The organism is uncultured Cedecea sp. (assembly GCF_947498825.1).
Lineage (GTDB): Bacteria > Pseudomonadota > Gammaproteobacteria > Enterobacterales > Enterobacteriaceae > JGM124.
Genome location: NZ_CANMLV010000009.1, coordinates 41001 through 55988 on the forward strand (window position 1 = coordinate 41001; position 14988 = coordinate 55988).

Annotated in this window: 12 protein-coding genes; 4 read left to right on the forward strand and 8 right to left on the reverse strand. The window is 48.5% G+C overall.

The genetic code is table 11. From position 1 onward, the window contains the following. Positions 1-71: 71 nt before the first annotated feature. The 3 genes from Q1A40_RS11610 to Q1A40_RS11620 are packed head-to-tail and all read left to right on the forward strand — an operon-like array spanning position 72 to position 4212. Positions 72-1949 (forward strand): beta-glucoside-specific PTS transporter subunit IIABC, encoded by a 1878-nt coding sequence (locus Q1A40_RS11610; protein WP_300000257.1) that lies wholly within the window; start codon positions 72-74, stop codon positions 1947-1949. Further along, positions 1946-3367 carry a glycoside hydrolase family 1 protein gene (locus tag Q1A40_RS11615; RefSeq protein ID WP_300000258.1) on the forward strand — a complete coding sequence of 474 codons (1422 nt, stop codon included), beginning with the start codon at positions 1946-1948 and terminating at the stop codon, positions 3365-3367. Before Q1A40_RS11610 ends, Q1A40_RS11615 begins: the two co-directional genes overlap by 4 nt. 2 nt (positions 3368-3369) lie before the next feature. Then, entirely contained in the window at positions 3370-4212 is an 843-nt protein-coding gene (locus Q1A40_RS11620; RefSeq protein WP_300000259.1) for a PRD domain-containing protein, read from the forward strand. Positions 4213-4267: 55 nt separating this feature from the next. Here Q1A40_RS11620 and Q1A40_RS11625 read toward each other — a convergent pair whose 3' ends face one another. From Q1A40_RS11625 to Q1A40_RS11645, 5 genes are all read right to left on the reverse strand, one after another. Next, positions 4268-5026 carry an ABC transporter ATP-binding protein gene (locus tag Q1A40_RS11625; RefSeq protein WP_300000260.1) on the reverse strand — a complete coding sequence of 253 codons (759 nt, stop codon included), beginning with the start codon at positions 5024-5026 and terminating at the stop codon, positions 4268-4270. Further along, positions 5023-6015 carry an iron chelate uptake ABC transporter family permease subunit gene (locus Q1A40_RS11630; RefSeq protein ID WP_300000262.1) on the reverse strand — a complete coding sequence of 331 codons (993 nt, stop codon included), beginning with the start codon at positions 6013-6015 and terminating at the stop codon, positions 5023-5025. Before Q1A40_RS11630 ends, Q1A40_RS11625 begins: the two co-directional genes overlap by 4 nt. Continuing rightward, positions 6005-6964, reverse strand: a complete 960-nt coding sequence (locus Q1A40_RS11635) for an iron chelate uptake ABC transporter family permease subunit (RefSeq protein ID WP_300000264.1) — start codon at positions 6962-6964, stop codon at positions 6005-6007. The genes Q1A40_RS11630 and Q1A40_RS11635 overlap by 11 nt, the downstream gene beginning before the upstream one ends. 6 nt (positions 6965-6970) lie before the next feature. Next, the gene (locus tag Q1A40_RS11640) at positions 6971-7909 is read right to left on the reverse strand and encodes a siderophore ABC transporter substrate-binding protein (RefSeq protein ID WP_300000266.1); all 939 of its coding nucleotides are present in this window, start codon (positions 7907-7909) and stop codon (positions 6971-6973) included. A gap of 263 nt (positions 7910-8172) precedes the next feature. Further along, positions 8173-10317, reverse strand: coding sequence for a TonB-dependent receptor (locus tag Q1A40_RS11645; protein WP_300000267.1), 2145 nt, complete (start codon positions 10315-10317; stop codon positions 8173-8175). A gap of 405 nt (positions 10318-10722) precedes the next feature. On the opposite strand from Q1A40_RS11645, the gene aldA reads away from it, so the two are divergent. Then, complete coding sequence (gene aldA / locus Q1A40_RS11650; protein ID WP_300000268.1) at positions 10723-12162, forward strand: aldehyde dehydrogenase; 1440 nt, start codon at positions 10723-10725, stop codon at positions 12160-12162. A gap of 438 nt (positions 12163-12600) precedes the next feature. Here the strand turns inward: aldA and rhaM are convergent, their stop codons facing one another. From rhaM to Q1A40_RS11665, 3 genes are all read right to left on the reverse strand, one after another. Beyond that, complete coding sequence (rhaM, locus tag Q1A40_RS11655) at positions 12601-12915, reverse strand: L-rhamnose mutarotase (RefSeq protein ID WP_300000270.1); 315 nt, start codon at positions 12913-12915, stop codon at positions 12601-12603. Positions 12916-12981: 66 nt separating this feature from the next. Beyond that, positions 12982-13986: an ABC transporter permease gene (locus Q1A40_RS11660; RefSeq protein WP_300000272.1), complete on the reverse strand. Its 1005-nt coding sequence runs from the start codon at positions 13984-13986 to the stop codon at positions 12982-12984. Continuing rightward, positions 13983-14987, reverse strand: a complete 1005-nt coding sequence (locus tag Q1A40_RS11665; RefSeq protein ID WP_300000413.1) for an ABC transporter permease — start codon at positions 14985-14987, stop codon at positions 13983-13985. The genes Q1A40_RS11660 and Q1A40_RS11665 overlap by 4 nt, the downstream gene beginning before the upstream one ends. Between the last annotated feature and the right edge of the window lies 1 nt (position 14988).

Sequence of the window (14988 nt, forward strand, 5' to 3'; positions counted from 1 at the left end):
TAGAAATGCTCTCCCGTAAGGGGAGCATCTCCGTTTTGGTCTTTTTTTTGCGTCAAAAATAAGGGAACTTCATGAATTACAATGAGATAGCAGAAAAAATCCTTCAGGATGTTGGTGGTGCGGGGAATATACGGACCTTGACTCACTGTGCAACCCGATTGCGTATGGAGTTTCACGACCGTGCTAAAGTCGATGAGGATAAGATAAGCCATATAGCGGGCGTTATCAGCGTCGTTGAGAAGGGAGGGCAGTTTCAGATTGTTATCGGAAACGAGGTTCAACAGGTCTTCCGGGTTCTGAATAAAGCTTTACCGCTGAATAAAATTCCAGCGGGTAAAAAGAGTGAGAATGAGAAAAAGGGTATCATTACGCGGATTATTAGCGTGATTTCAACCACTTTTGCGCCGGTGATCCCTGCCATTACCGGCGCCGGTATGATCAAAGCGCTGTTAGCGATTCTGAAGCTGACGGGGCTGATTAGCGCGACAAGTACTACCTATCAACTGTTAGATATTATCGCTGATGCGGCTTTCTTCTTCTTGCCAGTCCTGCTGGCCTACGGTGCCTCGATTAAGTTTGAGTGTAACCCTATTCTGGCGATGACGCTGGCAGGGATCTTACTGCATCCCGGGATTGGTCAATTGTTAGCAACCGGAAAACCGGTTGATTTTATTGGAATTAATGTCCAGCTTTCTGATTATGCAGGTTCAGTTCTGCCGATTATTCTGACGGTCTGGTTGATGTCCTGGGTGGAACGTTTTGCCGAAAAAGTGTCCCCTTCAATCATCAAGTTTTTCATTAAACCGATGCTGATCCTGCTGATTGCTGCTCCCCTGGCGCTGGTGATTGTCGGGCCTGCAGGTATTTTACTTAATGACCTGGTTGCCGCCGGAGCGGCAACGATTGACAGCCATGCTAGCTGGTTAATTCCAATGTTAATGGGCACGCTACAACCCTTCTTAATTATTACCGGCACCGCCTGGGCAATGACGCCTATCGCGACTGGGCAGTTGAGTAAAAACGGTTTTGAAATGATTAACGGTCCGGGGATGCTCTCTTCTAACATTGCAATGGGGGCTGCGACGCTGTGCATTGCGATGAAAACCAAAAATAGCAACCTGCGTCAACTGGCTTCATCCTCCGGTTTTACCGCGCTGCTGGGTATTACTGAACCGGCGCTGTATGGTGTGTTACTGAAATTCCGTCGGGTGCTGATTGCCGCGATGATAGGCGGTGGTTGTGCTGGAATGTATGCCGGACTGAGTGGCCTGGTACGTTATGCCTTTGTCTCGCCAGGTCTTGCCGCTTTGCCTGCGTTTATTGGTGAAAATCCAATGAACATTGTCCATGCCCTGGTCACCTGCGGTATCGCCATTGTGGTGACCTTTGCTTTGACCTGGATATTTGCGTTCAAAGATATTGCTGATGAGAGTGAGGAGGTCGCAACGACGACTCAGGACGCCTCAACCCAGAAGGTACAGAATGAAAGCGTTATTGCCAGTCCGCTACGTGGCGATGTGGTTAAGCTGTCAGAAGTGAATGATGATGTGTTCTCTGGCGGCCTGCTGGGCCAGGGGGTGGCGATTTATCCGCGCGAAGGTATTTTAAAAGCGCCTTTTGATGGCAAAGTCATGATGTTCCTGCCGTCCTGTCATGCGGTTGGTTTACAAGATAAAAATGGTCTCGAACTGTTGATTCATATTGGTATTGATACCGTGAATCTGAATGGTCAGCACTTCCGTTCCTCGCTTAAAGTCGGGGATGAGGTTAAGGCCGGTGAGACCTTAATTGAGTTTGATATTCCGGCGATTGAAGCGGCAGGTTACGACCTGATAACTCCGGTTATCCTGGTGGGAGATGAAGACGCGGCATTGCGTATCACTTCTGCAACAGCGGCCACCTTTGGCGATGTGCTTATGACGAAATCTCATCAGGAGACGAATTCATGATTTATCAGAAACCGACCCAATTTTCGGATACTTTTCTCTGGGGAGCGTCGACTTCGGCCTATCAGGTCGAAGGGGCCTGGAATGAAGATGGCAAAGGTCCCTCGGTTGTCGATATGCTCAGTCATCCTGAGGGTGTGGCGGATTTTCATGTCGCCAGCGATCACTACCATCGGTTTGAGGAAGACGTTGCCTTAATGGCTGAGATGGGATTAAAGGCTTACCGTTTTTCGATTGCCTGGTCCCGTGTTATTCCTGACGGCGATGGTGAAGTTAATCCCGCGGGGCTGGACTTCTATCGTCGGCTGATTGATGCTTTATGCCGACACAAGATAACCCCGATTGTCACACTCTATCATTTTGACTTGCCCTGGGCGTTGGAGCTGAAAGGTGGCTGGCTCAACCGTGAGACCATTAATGCCTTTGTCCGTTATGCCCACATTCTGTTTACTGAATTTAGTAGCAAGGTGCCGTTATGGCTGACCATTAATGAACAGAATACGATGATTTTGCATCCGGGTGCGATAGGTGTTCCTGCCGATCGGGAATTACCCGGAAAAAAAGAGCTATATCAGCAGAATCACCACATGATGCTGGCCCAGGCGCAGATCTTTGCGCTTTGCCACCGTGAATTTAGCGGGCTGAAGATAGGCCCGGCCATCAATACCACCTCGATGTATGCCGAAACTTGTAAACCGGAAGATGCGATTGCCGCCCATAACTGGGAAACTTTGCGTTGCTGGAGTTTTCTCGATGTTGCGGTTCATGGTCGCTATAACGCTCTGGCTTGGGCTTATTTGTCTGACAGAGGTATCGCTCCGGATGTTCTACCCGGAGATGAGGCGTTATTACGACAAGATAAACCTGATTTTGTGGCGATTAACTACTATTCGACAGCGACGATTGCCGCAAGTCGCGGGGACGGGAATGATGTCGCGCCTCGTGCAGGCGATCAGCAGATAATGCTGGGAGAGCCTGGTGTCTATCGACCCGCGGAAAATCCTCATGTAGGAAAAACGCCTTACGGCTGGGTGGTTGACCCCGTCGGCCTGCGGCTAACGCTGCGCAAAGTGTGTGAGCGTTACGGGCTGCCGATTATTATTACTGAGAATGGTATGGGGGCACCGGATAAGCTTGAGGACGACGGTACGATTAACGATGACTATCGTATTGCCTTCTTGCAATCGCACATTGAACAGATGCAACTGGCGATTGCTGATGGTGTTGAATTAATGGGTTATTGTCCTTGGGCGGCAATTGACGTTGTCAGTACCCATCAGGGATATGCAAAACGCTACGGCTTTATTTATGTCGATCGTAATGAAGCAGACTTAAAAGAGTTAAAAAGGGTCCGTAAGCGTAGTTTCTGGTGGTATAAGGATGTGATAGAGAGAAACGGTAATATCAGAGACGGTGAGTAACCATGATTGTTGAGAAAGTGCTTAATAATAGCCTGGTGCTTTCGACTGATGACGATAACCGGGAGGTTATCGTCATGGGAAAAGGGATTGGTTTTAGTAGTAGGCCGGGTGATGAGATTGCTGCGGATAAAATTGAAAAACTGTTTGTTGTACAGTCGCAAACCAATCTTAAAGGCTATCTGGAAATGCTTTCCTCCATTCCGGATAACGTAATTGAGATGGCGGCGATGATTATTGAACAGGCTAATACCCAGCTCACGAATAAAGTCCGGGAACTGATCTTTTTTACCCTTGCTGACCATCTGGCTTTTGCTATTGAGCGCTGCAGTAAAGGCATCGCTATTCAGAACCGTTTGTTGCCGGAGGTAAGACGTTTTTATCCCCAGCAGTATCGCGTTGCCAGCCAGGCCGTGGCGGCGATTAATCGCCAGTACGGCCTTAGCCTGCCAGATGAAGAAACGGCGAATATTGCTTTTCATTTAGTTAATGGCCAGACCCAAGGTGACGATGTCGCGCAAACGATACAGTCAGTGAAGATGTTAAAGGATATTTTTAATCTGGTTCAGTACCACTTTAAACAAGAAATTGATGTTGAGTCAGTTAACTATTCACGTTTTCTGATTCATATGCAGTTCTTTCTGCAGCGCCTACAGGAAGGTGAACTGGATAAATCTCGCGATAGCTTTCTGCTGGTACAGATTATTAAAGAGTATCCCCATGTTTATCGCTGCTCATTGCTGATCCGTGATTATGTCAAATCACAGCTAAATATTACGCTGAGCGGGAATGAGTTGTTATGGCTGACGGTACATCTGGTCAGGATAACAGGAGCGGATGAAGAGTAGAGGAAGGGAGCAGGAGGGATATTAAGCTATCCCTTCATGATGATGACTGAACAAGTTAGCGATAATAAACCGCAATATGCTGTCCGCCTAAGTATTCAATGGTGACGGGTAATTCGAAAATAGACTCGATCACGCTTGGCACCATTACCTCTGCCGGGACGCCGCGAAACACCACTTCACCGTTTTTCATCGCAATAATATGATCAGAATAGGTAGAGGCGAAATTGATATCGTGGATCACCAGTACTATCGACTTTCCTAGCTCGTCGGCAGCCCGACGTAGCTGTTTCATCATCGCAACGCTATGCTTCATATCTAAATTATTGAGTGGCTCATCCAGCAGCACATACTTTGTATCCTGGCATAATACCATTGCAACAAAGGCGCGCTGACGCTGTCCACCAGATAACTCATCCAGATAGCGGTTGGCGAGTGGCAGTAAATCGAGGAAAGAGAGTGCCTGATTGATATAGTGCTTATCTTCTGCGGTGAGTCGACCTTTGGTATACGGATAACGACCAAAACTGACCAGATCGTAGACGCTTAACCGGCTGGTAAAATGGTTCTCCTGGCGCAATACCGACAAGACTTTTGCCAGTTGTTCGCTATTCGAGTCATTCACATTAAGCGAGTCAACCATCACCTGACCTCTATCAGGGGTCAGTAATCGACTCATTACGGACAGTAGCGTTGATTTACCCGCACCATTCGGACCAATAATTGAAGTAATACCCGATGAAGGCAGCGTTTCATTGATATTTTGCAATACCAGCTGGTCTTCATATCTCTTGCTGACATTTTTGACTTCAATCACTTCGCGACCTTCTTCAGTAAAAGATAAATAAACAGTCCGCCACCGATAAATTCAATGACTACAGATAACGTCCCCGCCATATCGAAGACACGCTCCAGGATCAACTGGCCGCCTATCAGCGCAATCATACCGATCATTACGCAACCCGGTAGCAGATAAGCGTGACGCCAGGAGCCCATCAGAGGGTAGGTCAGATTCACGATTAACAACCCGAGAAACATCATTGGGCCGACCAACGCGGTTGAAATAGCGACCAGGACAGAAATTAACAGCAGCAGACCGGTAATATAGCGTTTGTAAGGAATACCGAGTGCCGTCGCGGTATTGCTTCCCAAAGCTATCACATCAAGCCGATGACGCATTCGCCAGACCACAAAGCTGATAGTTGCAATAACCAGAGCGGAGATCAGCAATACGTTACTGTCAGCACGGGTGAAGGTGGCGAAGATCCGGCTTTGTAGCACAGCAAATTCGCCCGGTGACAGCAGGCGCTGCATGAGTCCGGCAGCGCTACGGAACAAGGTGCCGAACACCAGGCCGATTAACAAGACTCGATGCAGATCGATTCCGGTGCCACTGAGTAGCCAGCGATACAGTAAGGTGGCGAAAAAAACTAATAGCGCGGTTTCTCCCACAAACTGTCCGACAGTGCCGAACATACTTAACCCAGCGATATTCAGGAAGAAAACTAATACCGTCTGGAGCAGAACAAATAATGATTCCAGTCCCATCACCGAAGGCGTCAGTATGCGGTTTTGCGTGATAGTCTGAAACAATAACGTACTGATACCCGAAGCAAAAGCAACCAGCATCATCGTCGCGAGGATCTGTCCGCGATGCATCAGAATATAAGCGATATTGCCCTGGAGATGGATGAGCATAAACACGGCTATCAATGCCACAACAACCAGACCTAACAGGCACAACCTCTTACCCGGAGAAAGAGAGACTTTGTGTGGCACAGAAGCAGATTGCGATTTAGCGAACATGGCGTTTCCCCTTTATGATAAGCATCAGGAAGACCATCGCCCCCAGTACACCAAGCAGTGCGCTGACCGGAATTTCAAATGGATAGATAATCAGACGGCCAATAATATCGCAGCCGATTACCAGCAATGCTCCCAGGAGAGCGACCCAGGGGACCGTACGGCGCAAGTTATCGCCAAAAATCATGCTAACAATATTCGGTACAATCAGCCCCAGGAAAGGCAGGACACCGATAACCACAATCACCACACCGCTAATAATGGCGATCATCGCCATACCAGTGAGCTGTACGCGGCGATAATTCAGTCCAACATTGACTGAAAAATCACGTCCCATACCACTGACGGTAAAGCGGTCGGCAATAAGTGCCGCAAGAACAGTAATGACCCCGACACCCCATAACAACTCATAACGTCCCTGCATTACGCTTGAGAAATCACCGGACTCCCACCCGCCCAGCGACTGAAGCAGGTCATGTTCCATCGCCAGGAAAGTCGTCATTGAACTGAAAACAGCACCCAGCATGATCCCCGCCAGAGGGACCATCAGCGAGGATTTCATCTGAATGCGGTTAATCAGCAACATAAATAGCGCGGTGCCAAACAGAGCAAACAACGAGGCGATTCCCATCTTCACCATGACAGGTGCTGCCGGGCTGATTATCATCACCAGTAACAGCCCAAGACCGGCTGACTGTGTGGTCCCCGCTACGGAAGGTTCGACAAATCGGTTCTGTGTAAGCATCTGCATGATTTGCCCTGCGACACTCATCGCACTGCCTGCCAGAATCAGAGCTGCGGTACGCGGGAAGCGGCTGACAAACAAGACTTCACGCATTTCCGGATCGTGCCAGAGCTCTACCAGGGAAATACGGCTGACACCGACAAATAAACTACAAAAGATAAGGCCCAGTAATAACACCAGGCCTGCAATATAATAAGCAGATTTCATTTATGATTAAGGTTTCGTCTTGCTCAGTACTTGATTAACCTGCGTCATCAGGTTGCTATAGCTTTGGATACCTCCTGCGATATACAGGGCACCAGAATCAAGGTAAACCACATGCTGGTTTTTCCAGGCGTTAGTTCTTTTCACTAACGGGTTATCCAGTACCTGATTTGCAGATACACCGTCTTTTTTGCTGCCGATAGCGCTGTCGCGGTCCAGCACAAACAGCCAGTCAGGGTTGGCTTCCATAATGAATTCTGGTGAGACGGTATTACCGTGCTGCCCCGTTGACGCGAAGGTCGTGGCTGGTTTGAATCCAAGGACATCAAAAATAAAGCCAAAGCGAGAGTCAGGAGAATAAGCGTTAATCTTACCGCCATTTACCATCAGCATCATGGCAGTGCCCGACTGGGCTGATTTCTTGCGAATGTCTTCAGCCTGAGCATTAAAGGCAGCAATCACTTCTTTGGCTTTCTCTTGCTTGCCAAAAATCTCACCCAGTTGTTCAGTGCGTTGAGTCATACTGGCGAGGAAGTCTTTCGGGTCGATATCCAGTGCAATAGTTGGTGCTATTCCGCTCAGTTTGTCGTAAGCCGCAGCGGCGCGAGCACCCGCGATAATCAAGTCGGGTTTGGCGTTGATCAGCGCTTCATAGTTAGGCTCAAACAGCGTACCCGCATTGATATAAGCGTCACCGTTATATTTGGCCAGATGAGTCGGGTAGTGGGCGCTGGTTTTCGGAACCGCCATCACTTCTATACCCAAAGCATCAGCGATATCCAGTGTTGCCGGGCTCAGAATAACCACGCGTTGTGGATTTTTAGGTACCTGAGTTGTTCCCTGGGCATGGACCACTTCTATTGTCGGTTCACTGGCTGCGAAAACGGGGGATGAGCAAGTCAGAGCTGCAGCAAACAGGGATGAAACAACTAGCTTAGTAAGACGCATTTTTTCTCCTGGAAAGCTTATTCTTATGATATTCGCTCTGTTTCAAATGATCTGGCTTTCACCCGTTTCACTTGCATCGCGAGTAATTCTAATTGTTTAGAATATGCTTATAAGAATGATTCGTATTTCACTTTTCCACTATGATAACGGTAAAAGGAAAGTATGAACAACAATGGCACTCAATATTTACGGTTATGTTCCGATATTGAGAACAGAACCCGACACCGATGCAGCGATGCCAGGTTCAATGACTGCGACAATTCTTAGAATGTGGCGGTCATAGAGGCGTAATAGGTTTGGCCCGGAACGTAGTAGTTATTACCACTCAGATTACTGCCTGAAGGTTCCGCTGGCGTTGGATTTTTATCAAACAGGTTGTCGATTCCAACGTTAAACTTCAGGTTCTTAGTGGCTTTATAGTGTCCTGCAATACCGTAGATAGTATAAGCATTACGAATACGTGCTGTTGCGGTTGAACCACGAGAAGACTGGTCTGCAGCACTGTCCAGGCCTAACATTTTGCTGTAGTACTGGGCATTGAACTCAACGCTCAGATCATTGGTCACCTGCCAGTCCAGTGAAGACCAGGTTGTCAGTTTAGGTGTCGTAACGAGCATAACACCCAGCGCATCTTCTGCTTTGATCATACGGGTAAAGTTGTTGTTAAAGGTCAGCTTCTGCAGCCACTGCCCTTTTGGTTCGCCGATCAGTGGAATATTCAGATTACCTTCAATACCCTGAGTATGTGCGCTGTCGAGGTTGACACGTTCCATCCAGAACCCGTTAGCAGGCCCGTAGACATAACCAACGGGCGTTGTTGCTATCTTATCCTTGAAGCGGCTATCAAAGAAGGTCAGCCCGGCATTCCAGCCCGCGTTATCATACAGCGCACCGAATTCCCAGTTGGTTGATTTTTCTGGCTTCAGGTTGTCGTTACCCATGGTATAGCAACCACCACCGGTGTATTCAGCATAGCCATTACAACCCGCACCGCGGGAGGTTTCGATAAATCCAAGGCTCGCCTGACGGATGCTCGGCGCTTTGAAGCCTTCAGAATATCCACCTTTAAAGGTCAGGGCGTCAGTTGCGTTCCAGACCAGGTAGGCACGTGGCGTAGTTTTGTTACCGTACTTGGTATCATCCCGACGCAGGCCCAGTGTCAGGGTCAGCTCATCAAGCAAATCTATCTGATCTTCAACAAAGATGCCTTTGCTGATGGCTGAGCCATAGCTTTGACCGTAAGTTTGTGGCGAACTGGCGGTGGTTCCCAGAGAACGTGGGTTATCTAACTCTTCTTTTTTCCACTGGGCACCGATGGTCAGGTTTTGTGGCAGAATCAGCTCAAAGGGCAGGTTAACATCCCCTTCGACAATACGCTCCCGGCTCCACAATTTGGTATCGTGGGTACCCAAAGCAACGCCATTGCTGATGATGGGAACATCGCTGGCGGCATTTTTAAATTTGTTTTCATATGCGGTGAATTTGACTGAGCCAAAATCAAACAGGCCCTGATAGTCGGCCGTATAGTTTTCACGCTCAAGCGTATCTACGCCACGCAGACCTATCTGTTCACCTGTATTACTGGTGCCAGCGATACCTTCTTCTTTCCCTTGCAGGGTTGAGATAGCGACACGCTGAGTTTCAGTAATATCCCAGCCCAGTTCAGCGCCATAAGTATAGACTTTTTTCCCTTCTAAACCGCTGCCCCAGCGCAGGCTGCCTGTTTCGCTGGTATCCGCGTTACGTTTATTTGAAGAGCCGCTCAGACGTAAATCAAAACCGTGTCCTAAAGGCCCGCCAACGGTTCCGGTCCAGGTGTTGGTATCGCCACGGTTGGAATCTTTAGGCTGGCGAGTTCCGACGGACAGTGCGCCATGCCAGTCTTCTTTGTTGTTCTTTTTAGTGATGATATTGACAACACCACCCATGGCATCTGAACCATACAGGGCAGACATGGGGCCGCGGACAATCTCAATACGTTCAATGGACTCTACGGGCAGCCAGTTGATATCGTCGAAGTAGTTTTGCTGTGTTGTTTTGATCCCATTACTTGAACCGACGCGTTTACCGTCAATCAATAACAGGGTATAGGCGGCAGGCATACCACGAATTTGAATACCGGAACTAACGTCGGTTCCAATTGCTTTAGAGACACCGTTGGCGCGGCTAAGAATATCGGCGAGATCGGTCGAGGATTTAACCACGTTCTGTTGCAGTTCTTCAGCGGTAATAACCGAGATACTGGCAGGCGCATCTTTGATTCTTTGTTCAATCGCAGAAGCGGTAACAACCATCACGTCATCGCTATTTTCAGTCACGTCACTGACTGCAAACGCAGGTGAACTTAGGCCAAGAATAGGTACCAGTAAACCCGTTTTTAACTTTCCATTCATAGATTTAATACTCACCGTTATCTCCCCCAGAGATATTGATTGTGGCATCCCAATAAATGCGAGTGATAATGTAAATCACATTAAGAATCATTTCTATTTGTTAAACTGTGATTTATGTCATGACATAGCATGAGTTTGCTTAACAGTTTGATTTTTATTGCATTTATTACCTTTATGGCTAATGTAAAGAATTGTTTACCCAATCTGAGACCAGAGAGCTCTGCTGATGAAAGGAATGAAGGGGGAATGGACAAAATGCCGATTGAAATAGTCGTTTCTTGTTATTTTTGCCACTCTGACTGACGGACTGGCAACCAGGCCAAGGTTATTTTTCGTGAATTGTTGCACTTTCAATCTTGGGTAAATCACTACGTATCATCAATCAGCCCTACGATAAAAACATCTCACGGAGAACCTGTTATGAAACCTGTTCAGCATCAAATGTATATTAACGGTCAGTTTGTCGAAAACAGTTCAGACCGCTGGATTGACGTAATAAATCCGGCAACGGAGGCGCTGCTGTCACGTATCCCTGAAGGGACTCCGGAAGATGCTCAACGGGCTATTGATGCCGCAGTAGATGCCCAGCCAGACTGGGAGGCATTACCTGCTATTGAACGGGGTCGCTGGTTAAAGAAAATTGCCGAGGGTATACGCCAGAATGCTGCTGAGTTAACGGAGACCATTGTTGCTGAAGGGGGAAAAACTCAGGAACTGGCAGAAGTGGAGGTGTTTTTTACTGCCGATTATCTCGACTATATGTCTGAGTGGGCGCGTCGCTACGAAGGCGAGATAGTACAAAGTGACCGTCCTCAGGAACATATTCTGGTGTTTAAAAAAGCGATTGGCGTAACAACGGGTATTTTACCCTGGAACTTCCCATTCTTCCTGATCGCGCGTAAAGCGGCTCCCGCTTTGCTGACCGGTAATACTATTGTTATTAAACCGAGCGAACTGACACCGAATAATGCGATCATTTTTGCCCGTATTGTCAATGATATTGGTCTGCCTGCTGGTGTCTTTAATCTGGTAACCGGTTATGGCCCTGTGGTAGGACAAGAACTGGCGGCAAACCCGAAAGTGGGGCTGGTGAGTTTGACAGGCAGTGTGAATGCCGGGATTGCAACTCTTAAGGCCGCAGCCCCGAATGTGACTAAAGCGTCACTGGAACTTGGCGGAAAAGCTCCGACTATCGTGATGAATGATGCGGATCTGGATTTGACTGTGAAAGCGATTGTTGCCTCACGTATGATCAATACCGGACAAGTGTGTAACTGCGTGGAGCGCCTCTACGTGCAGGATGGCGTTTATGATGAACTGGTGACCCGCCTGGCGGCAGCCTTTAAAGAGGTCACCTTTGGTGATCCGGCAACACGCAAGGGTCTGGATATGGGACCCTTAATCACGGCTGCTGCTCTGCAACGGGTTGAGGAAAAAGTGGCCGATGCTGTTGCGGGTGGAGCAACGATTGTGACTGGCGGTAAACGTTCAGGAAATACTGGCTTCTTCTTTGAACCCACACTGATTACCAATGTTCAGCAAAAAATGCGTATCATGCAGGAAGAGACCTTCGGTCCGGTACTGCCAGTGATGAAATTCAGCACGCTGGATGAAGCTATTGCTCTGGCTAACGACAGTGAATATGGCCTGACATCGTCAATTTTTACCGCCAACTTAAACACGGCGATGAAAGCGCTGAAGCAGTTGAAGTTTGGTGAAACCTATATCAACCGGGAAAACTTCGAAGCGATGCAAGGCTTCCATGCTGGCTGGCGTAAATCAGGCATTGGTGGCGCAGACGGACGCCATGGTCTGGAAGAGTATTTACAAACACACGTCGCCTATTTGCAGTACCAATAACGCCTCTTTGAATCAAATGCCCATGTTGACGGGCATTTGATTTTTCTCAGCGCAGGCTTCAGGCTGTGCATCCCTGATTAATCCATTGCCCGGCTAAATGTATTAAGAGCCTGTATCTGTCATGCAGAGTTCACACCATCACCTTCCGCACCGATAGCGCGAATAGCAATATTTTTAAGTTTTCCTCTGCCGTAATCTGAATGGGGCGGAACCCTTATAGCCTCAAGCGTCACGGTATATTGAGCTGTTTTACCGGGCCGACAGGAAGCTCTGCATGATCTATCGCCTTGAGAATGGTGTGTTGTAAGTCTGAATGATTACGGCTCATCTTGTATATTTATGGCCCAGATGAGTGGGCTTAAAGGGGATTGTCTGGCGAACAAGAAAGTCCGCCTTAAGTGCCATCAGAAGAGAAGAGGAAGATAGATGGAAGGGAGGTTATGCGAGATAAAACACTTCATGAAGTTCGCTACTGACCGGGCTATTGTCCGGATTTGCGGGCATGATATCGCGCATATACTGCCACCAGCGCTGGCAGATTTCAGTATTGGCAATAGCAGCCCAGCGTTCTTCTGATTCAATTTCGACAGTGGCAAATAACAGGTGGCGCTGTTTATCAAGGTAGATAGCGTAGTGATGTGCGCCCTGTTCTTTGAGTAGGGTTTCCAGTTCCGGCCATACTGGGTTATGGCGTTGCTGATATTCCAGGTGTGCATCAGGATTAACATGCATAACAAAGGCTTTGCGGATCATACTCTCTCCGGAGTGATTTTAGTTTGCAGGTACTGCACCTGAGTGGGGAGCAGTACCCGTGGATAATCAGATTTGCCGTTTTTTCATCACACGTCTGGCGATAATCGGCAGAGAAATCACCACAATCAACATGGCTCCGACGATAATCGACATAACGATACCCGGCACATTCAGCAGACTCAGGCCGAAGGTGACTAGCCCCATTAAGAAGGCAGCGATAATAACACCGACCATGCTGCCGGAACCGCCAAGAATATTGACGCCGCCGAGTACCACCATGGTCACCACTGCCAGCTCCCAGCCCATCGCGATGGTTGGGCGAGTGCTACCGAGGCGGGAGGTGAGCAGAACGGAGGCCAGGCCCGCCATCAGTCCGACCAGAGCAAATAATGCCAGATTATGGCGTTTAACATTGATACCCGAAAACCAGGCCGCAGTCGGGTTATTACCAATAGCGTAGGTCCGGCGACCAAAGTTGGTTTTATGTAGCAGGAACACAAATATTGCAGAGAGCAGAATAAATAGCGCAAATTCAAACGACAGTGCGCCCCAGACGTAGCCTTGCCCAAACCAGGCAAAGCTTTCCGGATAACTGTTTAACGCTTGATCGCCCAACAAAATATAAGCGATCCCGCGATATAAACTCATGGTGCCGATGGTGATAACTATCGATGAGAGGTTAAAACGAGTCACCAGAATGCCGTTTAGCAAGCCGCATAGCAGCCCGACACCGAGGCCAATCACCACCAGCAGTGGTGTATCGACTCCTGCAGCCGCACTCAATCCCATAATGGTTGAGCTCAGGGCAATGGTAGAGGCTACCGATAAGTCAATTTCTCTGGCAATAATCAACATCGCCATTGGCAATACGATGATGGCCTTTTCGGTGAAGTTGAACGTGGCATCGGAGAGGTTCCAGATATCAAGGAAATAAGGTGAAGCAAAAGCATTCACTACAAAGATAGCCAAGGTGACCGCCAGAAGAAAACCTTCCCAGCACAATAAGCGCTGGAAAATCCCCTTTGTTGTCGCAGGCTGTTTCATAATGTCAGTGGTCATTATTTTGCTCATGATTTAACCGCCAGTTTTTGTCGGGCCAGGGCCGCATCACGCAGGATCAGGCGACCTTTACGTTTGTTACCACGCTCATTCAGCAGAACGGCAATCACAATGACCGTACCGGAAATGGCCATTTGCCAGAAAGGCGATACGCCAATGACAGGCAGGGCGTTGTTAATTACCCCGAGGAAAAGCGCGCCGAACAGGCAGCCTAGAACACGTCCACTCCCGCCCATAGTACTGATGCCACCAATGACGCAGGCTGCAACCACTTGTAATTCAAAGCCGTTAGCGACATCAACATAAGCGACAGCAAAACGAGAAATCCACAGATAGCCGCAGAACCCGGCGAGCATGCCGGACAAGCAGAAACTGATAAACTGCATCTTTCCGGCATTGATCCCGGTATAGTAGGCTGCGGTCGCGTTGCCTCCGGCGGTATAGAACGCACGTCCGGTACGGCTATAGCAGAGGAAATAACTGACTAACAGCAGAACGGCAATGGCGCACCAGCTCAGAACGGGGAGTCCTAGTATCATCGTTCGTGGCAGGTCGAGAAATTCAGCCCCCATCTGGTTGGAGTTCACCCAGCCTCCACCGGAAAGTAAGAATATTATTCCGCGGTAGATACTCATGGTGCCGAGCGTAACAACAATCGCCGGGATACCGAGTTTCCATACCAGCAGGCCGTTAATCGCACCCATTATCAGGCCCAAAACGGTTGCCAGAATCAACAATAGCCAGACTGGTACATCTGGATAGTGGAAGTTTATCAACGCAACTATCATGCCGCTGAGTGCCAGGTTTGCTGCCATCGATAAATCGATGCCTTTGGTTAACAGCACCATCATCTGGCCCAGGGCCAGGATAATCAGAATCGAGGTATCGTTGAATATCCCCACCAGGTTATTGGGGGCGATAAACGAGGGTACCCGGCTGCCAATAGAGAGGATCATCAGTACGATGACTAATCCCAGTAAGGCTTCACGGTGTTTAAGCAGTTTTTGTCCCATC